Below are 12,117 nucleotides of genomic sequence, written 5' to 3' on the forward strand. Positions count from 1 at the left end.
GGGTGTCGGTTAGGAAGCTGAAGCGATGGACGTGAAGGATGCCACCGTGCAGTCAGCGCTGCGTCAGGCTTGCGACGACGCGGGACTGCCCCAGTCCCTGCGGGCCTGCGTGTATCCGCTGCTGCGGGACCCGGAGGGCGACTGGGCTCCCTGCTGCGGCGGGGGCTGTATGCCGTGTTCGTCCACGCTGGCGGATGTGGCGCTGCGCACGCTGGAGCTGCTGGGCACGCCTCGACGCTCGCCGCTGCCTCCGGGGTGATCAACGGTACTGGTGGTCCACCAGCACCTCCGTGCGCGGGAGCGACCAGTGCATCTGGACCATCCGCCACTCGGTGCCCCGGCGCTCGAAGGCGCAGGCCACGCGAATGCCCTCGAAGGTGACGGGCTTGCCGCCCGCGACCAGGGCGATGTCCATCGCGGGCACCGTGAGGCAGGCCATCGTGGAGGGCGCGGCCCCCCCGTGCCAGAGCTGCTCCGAGCGCAGCGTCACGCGGATGTCGCGCAGGCTCCCGAACTGGGTGCGGAAGGAGTGCTCCACCTGCGCCCAGCCGATGAAGTGGAGGTTGGAGTGCGTGCCCACGACCACGATGTCGTCGTCGTGCCAGAACAGCTCCGACAGGGCCTCCAGGCTGCCGCGCTCGTAGGCCTCCACGAACGCGGTGAAGCGCCGTGAGAGCTCCGCCTTCCATTCATCCCGCGCCGAGGTCATCGCGCTCCCCTCCCCTTCCCGCTGTCAGCGGGTCCCGGATGAGCCGCGCCACCTCCGCCACGTGGGGCTCCTCCATGACGGTGAAGTGGTTGCCGCGCACGTCGTGGGACTGGAACGAAGCGGTCGTCAGCGCCTTCCACCAGGCCGCCGCGTGCGAGTCCAGCACCGAGTCCCGCTCCGTGGCCCGCAGGTACACGAGCGGCACCGCGTGACGTCCCGGCGCGTATGCGGCGATGGCCTCGTTGGTGGCGAGCACCACGTCGCGCAGCCGCGTGTCGAGCTCCATCGCCGCCCGCAGTCCGTCCGCCGCGCGCGGGGAGATCTCCTGGAACGCGTCGATGAGCTGGAGCACGTCTCCCACGCTCCGGACGTTCAGCCTGCGCGAGTCGTCCACCGTCACCGTGTCGATCTGGATGACGCCCGCCACGGAGTGGCCCCGCTCCAGCAGCTCGGCCGCCATCTCGTACGCGATGACGCCTCCCGAAGAGTGGCCGCCCAGCCAGAAGGGGCCCTGGGGATGGAAGGCCAGCAGCTCATCCACGTAGGCGCGGGCCATCGCCGGTACGTCGCGGTAGAGCACCTCTCCGGGCTCCAGCCCCGACGCGCGGAACGCGTGGACCGGGATGTCCGCGCCCAACTGCTTCGCCAGTGGCAGGTACGTGTAGACGGTGCCCCCGATGGGCTGCACCAGGAAGAGCGGTGTCCGTCCTCGCCGTCCCTCCTGGAGCTCCATTCGGAGCGGAGCCGCTTTGGTGAGTGGCCTCCCCGTCCGCTCCAGTTCGTCCTGGACCGCTCGCACCCATGCGCCCAACGTCGGGTGTTCCAGCACCGCGTGCAGCGACATGCTGACCGACAGCCTGGACTTGAGCTCGCGGTTGAGCTGCACGACCAGGAGCGACGTGCCGCCCAGCTCGAAGAAGTGGCTGTCCGGCGTCAGTGTGTCCACGCCGAGCAGCTCCTTCCAGAGGGCTTCCATGGAGGCACGGACCTCTTCACGGCTGAGCGGCCGGGGCGCGTTCGTGACTTCAGGCCGCGGCAGTCGTGGCGCCTTCTCCGCCAGCGAGTACCGCTTGCGCTCGAAGGGATACGTCGGCAGCACGACGCGTCTGCGCGGCCCGCTTCCGCGCACCGCGCCCCAGTCCACGGGGAGGCCCGCGGACCAGAGCTGTCCCACTGCATGGAGCAGGGCCTGCTCATCACCCTCCGGTGGATGACGCCGTCCCGTGTGCAGCACCAGTCGCTCCCGCCCTACCCGGGGATTCAGCAGCGTCAACGTGGAGAGCGTCTGTCCCGGTCCCACCTCCACGAACAACCGCTCGCGGTCCTCCAGCAGCAACTCCAGCCCTTGGGAGAACCGGACCGTGTGCCGCAGGTGACGGGCCCAGTACGTGCGGTCGTGCGCATCGTCCGCGGTCAACCAGGTGCCCGTGACGTTGGAGATGAGGGGAATCGCCGGGGACTTCGGGCGCATCGACCTGGCCAGGTCCGTGAGCGGTTGCATCGCGGGCTCCACGAGCGCGGAGTGGAACCCGCTCGCGTTCGGCAACCGCTTCGTCCTCACGCCCCGCTCCCGCAGCCGCGCGGCGAAGTCCTCCAACGCCTCCAGCGCCCCGGACACCACGCACTGACCGGGTCCGTTGACCGCGGCCAGGGACAAGCCGGATGGCAGCTCCTGCGTGAGCACGCCCTCCGACAGCGGCACGGCGAGCATGCCGGAAGGCGGCAGTGCGTCGCAGAGACGGCCACGCAGCGCGACCAGCGCCACGGCCTGCTCCAGCGACAGGACGCCGGAGAGGCACGCGGCGGCGTATTCCCCCAGGCTGTGGCCCAGGAGGCTCGTCGGGTGGAGCCCCCAGGCGCCCAGCAGCCGCGACAGCGCGTACTCCGTCGTGAAGATGGCGGCCATGCCCAGCGAGGGTGCTCGCAGCGCTTCCTCCGCCTGTGCTCCGCGCTCGCCGGAGAGCAGCGCGGCGCGAAGTTCGCGCTCCATTTCCGGGCCGAAGTGCGCGGCGCAGGCATCGAAGGCTTCGCGATACGCCGGAGCGCGCCGGTACCACGCCGCGCCCATGCCCGCTTCCTGTGTGCCCGTGCCGGGAAACAGGAAACACACTTCAGGAGCTGGGGACGAAGCGGGCTGCACGGGACCGTCCCGTCGGAGCTTCGCGATGGCCTCCGCGGGTGTCTCGCATGCGATGGCGCGCCGGATTCCGAACGCCGTCCGCCCTTCCTGCAACGTGTACGCGACGTCCGCCAGGGACTGCCCGGGATGCCGCTCCAGATGATCCGCGAGCCGCCGTGAGGCCGCGCCCAGTGCCTCCCCGCTCCGCGCGGAGAGCACCAGCACCTCCGCCGCCGGGCTCACGGGGACAGGGGGCTCGGGGCGTGCTTCCTCGAGGACGACGTGCGCGTTCGTTCCGCCAATGCCAAACGCGCTGACTCCCGCGAGACGCGGGAAGCCCTCGGGCAGGGACCAGGGCCGCCCCTCGCGGCTCACGACGAACGGGGAATGCTCCAGGTCTGCTTCTGGATGGGGCTGCTCGAAGTGGACGGTGCCCGGGAGGAAGCGGTGCTCCAGGGCCAGCGTCGTCTTGATCAACCCCGCCACCCCGGCCGCCGAGTCCAGGTGCCCCACATTGCTCTTGAGCGCGCCCAGGACCACCGCGGGCTCCGACGCCTCACGCGCTCCGAAGGCGAGCCGCAGCGCCTGGACCTCCAGCGGGTCGCCCAGCGGCGTCGCCGTGCCGTGGGCTTCGATATAGGTGATGTCGCGAGGGGATACGCCCGCGTCGGCGTGTGCTCGCGTGATGACGTCGCGCTGGCCCTCCACGCTCGGGGCGGTGAAGCCGACCTTGGCGTTTCCGTCGTTGTTGATGGCCGAGCCCCGGATGACGGCATGGATGCAGTCTCCATCCCGCAGCGCATCCTCCAGGCGCTTGAGCACCACGATGCCCACGCCGCTGGAGGGCACCGTCCCCTGCCCCTTCGCGTCGAAGGGACGGCAGTGTCCATCCGGAGAGGTGATGCCGCCTGCCTCATGGAGATAGCCGGATGGACCGGACGCGAAGAGGGAGACGCCTCCCGCGAGGGCCACGTCGGATTCTCCCGCCCGCAGGCTCTGGCAGGCCAGGTGCACGGCCACCAGTGACGTGGAGCAGGCGGTCTGCACCGTGAGCGCGGGCCCGCGCAGGCCCAGTTGATACGCCGTCGCCGTGGCGAGGAACTGCCACGGGTTGCCCAGGATGGACCGGTACGCCTCCGAGGCCACGGACAGCGAACGGATGCGCGGCAACACCTGATCCAACCAGTAGCGCGGCACTCCCGAGCCCGCGAACAGCCCCGCCTTGCCGGGCAGCCGCTTGGGGTCGTAGCCCGCCGCTTCGAGCGCCTCCCAGGCGCACTCCAGGAACACGCGGAGCTGCGGATCCATCAGCCGCGCGTCCAGGGGGCTGTAGCCGAAGAAGGTGGCGTCGAAGGACTCGACGTCCTCCAGCAGCCCGGAGGCACGGACGTAGGCGGGATCCTCCAGGAGCTGGGGATCCTCGCCCGCGGCGAGCAGCGTCTCACGGCTGAAGCGGGACAGGCCCTCACGGCCCTCCACCAGCAGCGTCCACAGCGCTTCGACGCTGGGAGCCCCGGGGAACCGCCCCGCCGTGCCAATGATGGCGATGGGGTCCGAGGAGCGCACGGGACTTCGCGTGGGCTCCGGCGTCACCGGTTGCACGGTGGAGTCCGCGTCCAGGTGCCGCGCGAGGGATTCGAGGGTCGGGAACTGGAACAGCGTGGCCATGCTCACGCGGGTGCCCAGCTCCGAGGCCAGCGCGGACTGGACTCGCGTGAGCAGCAGCGAGTTCCCGCCCGCGTCGAAGAAGCCCTCGTGCCTGCCGACGCGTTCCACGCCGAGAATCCGGCACCAGATGCGCTCCAATGCCTTCTCACGCTCCGTGGACGCGGGAGCAGCCTGGGCTTTGACGGAAGGCAAAGGCAGCGCGTTACGGTCGAGCTTCCCCGTAGAGCCCATCGGGAACGCATCCAGCAACACCCACTCCCGGGGAACCATGTGCGGGGGAAGTGTTTCGCCCAGCGACTCCTTGAGCGCAGGTGTCACAGCGGCGTCCCGGGGGATGACGTAGCCCACCAGGTGCCGCTCTCCCGAGATCAGCCGGGGTTCCACCACTGCGTCCCGGACGTCGGGGTGCTTGCGCAGCGCGGCCTCGATCTCGCCCAGCTCGATGCGGAAGCCGCGCAGCTTGAGCTGGCGGTCGGACCGTCCGTGGAAGTCGATGCCGCCGTCCGGGCGATGGCTGGCGATGTCTCCGCTCTTGTAGAGGCGTGCTCCCAGCTCCGCGCTGAAGGGATGAGGGATGAATCGCTCCGCGTCGAGCTCAGGGCGGTGCAGGTAGCCGTGCGCCAGTCCCTTGCCTCCGATGTAGAGCGCGCCGCGCACGCCCACGGGGACGGGCGTCAGGGTTTCATCCAGCAGGTAGACCTCGTAGCCCGGGAGGGGTGTTCCGATGGGGTATGGGCCTTCGCCGGCCACGCACTCCGCGGCCGTCGTGAAGACCGTGGCTTCGGTGGGCCCATAGACCTGGATGAACCGGCGGCCCGGAGCCCACGTGTCCACGAGCCGCGCGGGAAGCTCCTCGCCTCCAATCGCGAGCGTCTTCAGGTCTGGAAGGGCTCGCCACGCCATGGAGCCCAGCGCCGACGGCGTGAACATCGCGGTGTGGATGCGATGGGTCTCCAGGAAGTCCGCCAGTTCCTCACCGGCGGCCAGGTCCTCCTGGGCCATGAGGTACAGCGTCGCGCCGGTGGAGAGCGTGGGGAAGATCTCCGCGACGGAGAAGTCGAAGCCGTACCGCGCGCACTGCGCCACGCGCTGGCCCGGTGCGAAGCCGAAGTCCGAAGCCACGGTCTCCGTCAGGTGCACCGCGCTCCGGTGGCTGATGCACACGCCCTTGGGCTGCCCCGTAGAGCCGGAGGTGTAGATGACATACGCGAGGTCATCCCCGGTGACGTGGACCCGTGGCGCGTCTTCCGGACCGCCGCGCACCTGCTCCAGCACGACCACCGGGACGCCAGCACCCTCCATGAGCGCGAGCGTCGTCTCCTGCGCGAGGATGAGCCTCAGCCCCGCGTCCCGCGCCGTGAACTCCAACCGTGCCCTGGGATAGGCGGGGTCCAGCGGCACGTAGGCCGCGCCCGACTTCAGCGTCGCCAGCAGGGCGATGATCAACTCGAAGGAGCGCTGGACACAGACGCCCACGAAGTCTCCAGGCCCGATTCCCTGGGCCAGGAGGTGATGGGCCAGCCGGTTCGCTTCCGCGTTCAGCGCCCGGTAGCTCAGGGACCGTCCCTGGAAGACGAGGGCCGGCGCGTCCGGCGTGCGTTCCACCTGTGCTTCGAACGGGTGGTGCAGGCAGTCCGCGTGCGCCACGTCCCGCACGGGTCCGTGAGCCCATGCGAGCACCTGTGACTGCTCCGCCTCCGAGAGCAGCGGCAACGTCGCGACCCGTTGCTCCGGGGCGTGCGAGGCCTCGCGCAGCAGCGTCACGAAGTGCTGGCCCAGCTGGTGGATCATCCAGGGCTCGAAGACGTCCAGCGCGTACTCCCACCGCACGGACATGCCGTCGGGCCGCTCGTCCAGCTCGATGGAGAGGTCGAGCTTGGACGTCCCCGTGTCGACGTCGTGGGGCTCCACCCGCCAGTCCGACGTCGGCACCGCGATGCGTGGCTCCAGCGTGCAGCACACCTGGAACAACGGGTTGGCGCCAGGGATGCGCGCCGGGTTCACCGCCTCCACGATGCGCACGAGCGGCGCGTCCTGATGTTCGAGCGCCTCCAGGCAGACGCGGCGCACCTGCGCCAGCAGTCCCCGGACGGTCAGCCCTTCGGAGAAACGCAGCCGCAGCGGCAGCAGGTTCACGAAGTGTCCGGAGATGGCCTGCGACTCCTCGCGGGTCCGCCCGGAGAAGGCACCTCCGACGACGAGGTCCTCCGCCCCCGAGTAGCGGTGCAGCAACGCGCCGAACACGGACAGCATCGTCATGAAGAGCGAGGTGTCCTCGCCGCGCCCCAGCGCCTTCACGAACTCCAGGAGGTCTCCGGGGATTCGCACGACGTGCTTGGCCCCTCGGAAGCTCGGGACCTGGGGGCGGGGATGCTGTGTGGGCAGCTCCAGGTGCGGAGCCCCCGCGAGCGTCTGCTTCCACCAGTCCAGGTGCGGAGCGATGGCCTCCTGGTAGCGGGCCCCCTGCTGCCAGACAGCGGCGTCGCCGTACTGGAGCGGCAGTGGCGGCAGTGAAGGTGCCTCCGCCAGGTAGAACCCATGCAACTCCTGGAGGAACGTCGCCATCGTGAAGCCATCCACGATGAGGTGGTGCATCACCAGGGCGAGGCGGCTCTCCGCCGCGCTCAATCGCATCCACGTCGCACGCAGCAGCGGCCCGTGCTCCAGGTCGAAGGGCTCACGCGCATCCTGGGTGGCCACCTGCAACGCCTTCGCGCTCCGCAGGCTTCCGGGCACAGCGTGCAGGTCCACTCGGCGCAGGTGGAACGGCATGTCCGGATGCACGTGTTGGAGCGGACCATCCGGCGTGGAGCCGAAGGTCGTCCGCAGCACTTCATGCCGGGCGATGAGTGAATGGAACGCGCGCTCCAGCGCGTCGGGCTGGAGATCACCGGGAAGGTACAGCGTGAAGGGCTCGTTGTAGACGGCGCTCCGGGGCGCCAACTGCTCCAGGAGCCACAGCTGCCGCTGGGAGTCGGACAGGGGCAGGGGCTGAGTCCGGTCCACCGGGACGATGGGGGGCACGTCGAGGCTTCGATCCGTTCCCCGTGCCGCTTCCACCCACCGCGCCAGCTCCGCGATGTTCGGACTGTCGAAGAGCGTCCGCACGGGCAGGCGGACCGACACCGCCTGCTCCAGCCGTTCAATGAAACGGATCGCGAGCAGCGAGTCCCCGCCTGACTCCATGAAGCGGTCCTGCGTTCCGGCCTGCTGCGTCCCCAGGACCTCCGACCAGACACGCGCGATCTCCTGCTCCAGCAGCGTGCGCGGTGTCTCACCCTCCCCCGAACCAAAGCGCGGCGCTGGAAGCCGCGAGGGGTCCACCTTGCCGCTGGAGTTGAGCGGCATGTGCGCCAGCGCAATGACCGCATGGGGGAGCATGAAGTCCGGCAGCTTCGACCCCAGATACGCGCGCAGCTCCGCGTCCTCCACCCCGCGCGGTGAGACATACGCGACGAGCCGCTTGTCGCCCGGGGACACCTCGTGCACGCGGACCACGGCGTCACCGACTCGCGGGTGGGTGCGCAGGACGCTCTCGATCTCCGCCAGCTCGACCCGCGCGCCGCGAATCTTCACCTGGTGGTCCACCCGCCCCAGGAACTCCAGGTTGCCGTCCTGGAGCCACCGCGCCCGGTCTCCCGTCCGGTACATCCGCGCCCCAGACACGTCGCTGAACGGATCCGGGAGGAACCGCTCGCCGGTGAGGATGGGCCGGTTCAGGTAGCCCCGCGCGAGCCCCTCTCCGCCCAGGTACAGCTCCCCCACTTCGCCCACGGACAGCGGCCTCCCCGCGTCATCCAGGACATGCAGCTGGAGCCGTGCGAGCGGCCTGCCAATGGGGATGGACACGCCCGGCTCCGGCGGCGCGTGGATTTCATACGCCGTCGCGGAGGTGGTGCACTCCGTGGGCCCATAGCTGTTGAGCAGCCGCTGGGGCTTTCCCTTCGCCATGACTCGCGCCACCCACTTGGGGTCCAGCACGTCACCGCCCACCATCAAGACGCGGAGCCCGCCGAACGCATCCGGGATGGCCGCGGCCAGTTGATGGAACAGCGACGTGCTCAGCACCGCGGCGGAGATGGCATCCTGCTGGAGCTTCGCCGCGAGGAGCGGGGGCGACAGCAAGGTCTCCCGTGAAACCAGGCACAGCGTCGCGCCGTTCAGCAGCGCGCCCCAGACCTCCAGCGTCGAGGCATCGAAGGCATACGACGCAGCCTGGAGGACTCGGTCCTCTCGCCGGAAGCCCATGAAGCCCGCGTCCAGCACCAGCCGCGCTACGCCCCGGTGCGGGATGCACACACCCTTGGGCCTCCCCGTGGATCCAGACGTGTAGAGCACATAGGCCAGCGAGTCCGGTCCCGCGCCGCCCTTCACGTTCACGGAATCCTGTTCCTCCAGAGGTTCATCCGGAGCGGGAGGCTCGACGACGCGTCCCTGTAAGCGCAGCCCGTGCAGTGCCTCACGCCGTCCGACGAGGACCCGCATTCCGGCGTCCGCCACCATCGCGGCGAGCCGCTCCGGAGGATGACCCGGGTCCAGCGGTAGATAGGCGCCTCCTGCCTTCAGGATGCCCAGCAATCCCACCACCGTTTCCGGTGTGCGGTCGGTGAGGATGCCCACGGGCTGGTCGGGCCCCACACCGAGCGCCTGGAGCCGGCGCGCCAGCCGGTTCGCGCGCCGGTTGAGCGTGTCATAGCGGAGCACACCCCCTTCGAAGTGCAGCGCCACGGCCTCGGGTGTGTTTCGTGCGTGCGCTTCAAAAAGCGTGGCGATGTCCAGCCGCGGGTGCGAGGAGATGGAATTCATGATGAGTCATTGCCCCCCACTTTCTCAACGCACTGCCCCGGGAACCTTCAGCGTGGGCCCGGCATGCCGTACGCTAGTGCACACCCATGAATCCCATCGTCCACGCCGAATTGTCCTGGCTCCTCTCGCAAGGCCTGCGCGAACGGCGTGACCGCGTCCTGGTCACCTGCGCGGGACTCGCGCCGGACCTGGATGGTTTGTCATTGCTGGCGGGTGAAGAGTTTTATTCGCGTTATCACCACGTGATTTTCCATGGCTACGTGGGAGCGCTCGTCACCATGGCGGTGTGTACGGCGCTGGCGCGGCAAAGAGCAGCGGTGGCCCTGCTGTCGGTGGCTGCGTTCCACGGTCATCTGCTGTGCGACCTCGCAGGCAGCGGGCCGGGCTGGCCCATCCACTACCTGTGGCCCCAGAGCATGCAGCCGTGGTCGTGGTCCGGGCAGTGGAACCTGGCCTCCTGGCAGAACACGCTCATCGGGTTGGCCGCGACGCTGGCGTGCCTGGCGTGCGCCCTCCCCTTCCGGCGGACCGCGCTGGAGCTGCTGTCACCGCGCTGGGACGCGGAGGTGGTCCGGACCGTGCGGCGGCGCTTTTCCAGACAGGGTGAGTCGCCCTCCGCCTGAAGCAGAAGGTCTGGAATGCGCTACGGCGTGGCGGCGGGCCCCACCAGCGTCACCTCGAAGAGGTCGGGCCACAGCTTGCCGGTGAGGAACAGGCGGCCGGTGCCGGGCTCCAGCGCGATGCCGTTGAGCACCGCCTCGTAGCTGCGCACCCGGCCGCTCACCGCCCGCGCCAGCGCCGACGCGTCGATGACCGCCAGCACGCGGCCCGTGGCGTAATCAATCTTCAGGACGTTGTTGGAATGCCAGACGTTGGCGTAGACGCCGTCCTCCGCGCACTCCAGCTCGTTGAGCATCTCCTGCGGCGTGCCCTGCAACGTCACCTGCACCTGGGACTTCACGCGGAAGTCCTTCGGGTCGTGGAAGCGCAGCGTGGACGTGCCGTCGCTGCGCACCAACTGGCCCTGCCAGTAGCACAGGCCCCAACCCTCGCCTTCGTACTCCACCTGCTTCTCCTGCGCGGGCGGCGTGCTGTTCCACACGAAGAGCGTCTCCTCCTGCCAGGTGAGCTGGTACAGCCGCTCGCCGTCGCTCGCGAGCCCCTCCGGGAACACGTCCGGCAGGGGCTGCTTCCACAGGGGCTCCGCCTGCTCCAGCGAGATGCGGCGCAGGTCGCCCTTCTCCCCGGTGCTCTCGTAGAGCTGGCCCTGGTGGAACTGGAGCCCCTGCGTGAAGGCCGTGGGGTCGTGCGGATAGGTGTGGACGATGTTCGCCACCAGCCTCTGGGGCGTGGCCTGCGGAGTGCCCGCGTCCGGCGTCTGGCGCTGCGTGGGCGCGCATGCCAGGCACAGGAGCGACAACGACAGGGACCAGGGGAGGCGGCGCATGGGCTTCCTTGCGACAGGCATTACCGCGCCACCTTAGCGCGCCATCACCCGGGGCGGCGTCACTCGCGTGTCACCGCGAGGGCCACCTCCACCGCGCCGCGCAGCTCGTCCATGTCGAACGGCTTGTTGAGCACACAGGCAGCCCCCAGGCGCAGGGCCTCACGGTGCAGTTGCACGTCGCCGAAGGCGGTGATGAGGATGACCGGCGTGTTCCACTGTTCGCGCCGCAGCCGGGCGAGCACCTCCAGGCCCGTGAAGCCCGGCATGCGCACGTCCGTGATGATGAGGTCGGGCGCGCGCGACTCCTCCGCCTTCAGCCCTTCAATGAGGACGCGCACCAGGTCCGGCCCGTCCGACGCCTCCACCACGTCATAACCGCGCCGCACCAGCATCTTGCGGATGAGGGTGCGCATCTCCGTCTGATCATCCGCGACCAGGATGCGCGGAGGCCTCGCGGGCTCGGAGTGCGGGTCTTCCCAGGCCGCGTCGCGCGCGACTCCTTCTGACTGCTCGTGCACCATGGGCGTGAACTCCTGGAGGGGTGGAAGGTGCCGCGGCGGCGACGCTCGCGGGGGGACCTTTCGATCCATGAGCATCCGCCGTGCCATGTCCGGCGGGAGCCGCGGAGGTGGGGCATGGTGCACGCCGCCCCCGGGCGAAATGCCCCAGCTGGGGCACTTTGCCCCGCGTCCTGGGGCCTCCCGGGGCCTGGCTCTCCTCTGAAGGGGGGGCTGGAGGGGTTGGCCCACGGACTGCAATGAAGTCCCGGCGTCGGACCGGATGCGGGGCTTCCTCCAAGAGCTCCCTTCAGGCAGCTGGGCCACTGGTGGCTCCCGGTGTCGCTGGTGGAACGGGACCGCTGCCTCCTTCCCAGGGTGCCCACCGCATCCGGTTCGACTCTTTCTTTCCCATCTCCGTCCGGAAGGCCCTCTTCCGGCCGCCACACCCAAGGAGAACGCACGATGGTCCGCACGCTTCCGTCCCGCCGCCACCTTGCCCGCGCGCTCACGCTGATGCACCTGGTCGCCCTGGGGGCCTGCAAGCCGGCCGCGGACGTGGCTCCCCCTGCACGTCCCACGCTGTCATTGAAGACAGCCACGACGCCCTCGGGCGCGAAGGTGGAGCCGGCGGTCTATTCGCCCACGCCGGGGTCGCCCGGCGCGCTCATGTCGCTGGCGCCGCTCGTGGACACGGTGAAGGGCGCGGTGGTGAACGTGGAGGTGCAGGCCCGCGCCCGCCCCGCGATGGGCGGGATGATGCAGGGCCTGCCCCCCGGCCTCGCCGAGCGCTTCGGCATGCAGGGCGGACAGAGCCCCTTTGGAGGTGTCTCTTATACACATCTCCGAGCCCACGAGACATGCGCAGATA

General features: G+C 69.8%; 6 protein-coding genes and 1 pseudogene. 3 read left to right on the forward strand and 4 right to left on the reverse strand.

Going from position 1 to position 12,117, the window contains the following annotated elements:
• Positions 1-25: 25 nt before the first annotated feature.
• Positions 26-259 (forward strand): hypothetical protein, encoded by a 234-nt coding sequence (locus D7Y21_RS22035; RefSeq protein WP_120562130.1) that lies wholly within the window; start codon positions 26-28, stop codon positions 257-259.
• Here the strand turns inward: D7Y21_RS22035 and D7Y21_RS22040 are convergent, their stop codons facing one another.
• Together D7Y21_RS22040 and D7Y21_RS22045 are read right to left on the reverse strand one after the other, a co-directional pair.
• Positions 260-709 (reverse strand): nuclear transport factor 2 family protein, encoded by a 450-nt coding sequence (locus D7Y21_RS22040; protein ID WP_121715506.1) that lies wholly within the window; start codon positions 707-709, stop codon positions 260-262.
• Positions 690-9,302 (reverse strand): non-ribosomal peptide synthetase/type I polyketide synthase, encoded by an 8,613-nt coding sequence (locus tag D7Y21_RS22045; protein WP_121715509.1) that lies wholly within the window; start codon positions 9,300-9,302, stop codon positions 690-692. The genes D7Y21_RS22040 and D7Y21_RS22045 overlap by 20 nt, the downstream gene beginning before the upstream one ends.
• A gap of 86 nt (positions 9,303-9,388) precedes the next feature.
• Between D7Y21_RS22045 and D7Y21_RS22050 the strand changes: the two genes are divergently transcribed.
• Positions 9,389-9,925 carry a metal-dependent hydrolase gene (locus D7Y21_RS22050; protein ID WP_120562133.1) on the forward strand — a complete coding sequence of 179 codons (537 nt, stop codon included), beginning with the start codon at positions 9,389-9,391 and terminating at the stop codon, positions 9,923-9,925.
• A gap of 20 nt (positions 9,926-9,945) precedes the next feature.
• Here D7Y21_RS22050 and D7Y21_RS22055 read toward each other — a convergent pair whose 3' ends face one another.
• Together D7Y21_RS22055 and D7Y21_RS22060 are read right to left on the reverse strand one after the other, a co-directional pair.
• Positions 9,946-10,749 (reverse strand): glutaminyl-peptide cyclotransferase, encoded by an 804-nt coding sequence (locus tag D7Y21_RS22055; RefSeq protein ID WP_121715510.1) that lies wholly within the window; start codon positions 10,747-10,749, stop codon positions 9,946-9,948.
• A 59-nt stretch (positions 10,750-10,808) separates the two neighbouring features.
• Positions 10,809-11,270 carry a response regulator gene (locus tag D7Y21_RS22060; protein WP_120562135.1) on the reverse strand — a complete coding sequence of 154 codons (462 nt, stop codon included), beginning with the start codon at positions 11,268-11,270 and terminating at the stop codon, positions 10,809-10,811.
• 441 nt (positions 11,271-11,711) lie between these two features.
• On the opposite strand from D7Y21_RS22060, the pseudogene D7Y21_RS22065 reads away from it, so the two are divergent.
• Positions 11,712-12,117, forward strand: a pseudogene (locus D7Y21_RS22065) (hypothetical protein); the annotation flags it as partial.

It is taken from the genome of Corallococcus sp. AB045 (assembly GCF_003668895.1).
In the GTDB taxonomy this organism is placed as follows: Bacteria; Myxococcota; Myxococcia; order Myxococcales; family Myxococcaceae; genus Corallococcus; species Corallococcus coralloides.

What these genes read in the sequence shown, in the direction of transcription:
- D7Y21_RS22045 (WP_121715509.1), bottom strand. Translation starts at nt 9,302, where the DNA reads ATGAATTCCATCTCCTCGCACCCGCGGCTGGACATCGCCACGCTTTTT.
- D7Y21_RS22055 (WP_121715510.1), bottom strand. Translation starts at nt 10,749, where the DNA reads ATGCGCCGCCTCCCCTGGTCCCTGTCGTTGTCGCTCCTGTGCCTGGCA.
- D7Y21_RS22040 (WP_121715506.1), bottom strand. Translation starts at nt 709, where the DNA reads ATGACCTCGGCGCGGGATGAATGGAAGGCGGAGCTCTCACGGCGCTTC.
- D7Y21_RS22050 (WP_120562133.1), top strand. Translation starts at nt 9,389, where the DNA reads ATGAATCCCATCGTCCACGCCGAATTGTCCTGGCTCCTCTCGCAAGGC.
- D7Y21_RS22035 (WP_120562130.1), top strand. Translation starts at nt 26, where the DNA reads ATGGACGTGAAGGATGCCACCGTGCAGTCAGCGCTGCGTCAGGCTTGC.
- D7Y21_RS22060 (WP_120562135.1), bottom strand. Translation starts at nt 11,270, where the DNA reads ATGGTGCACGAGCAGTCAGAAGGAGTCGCGCGCGACGCGGCCTGGGAA.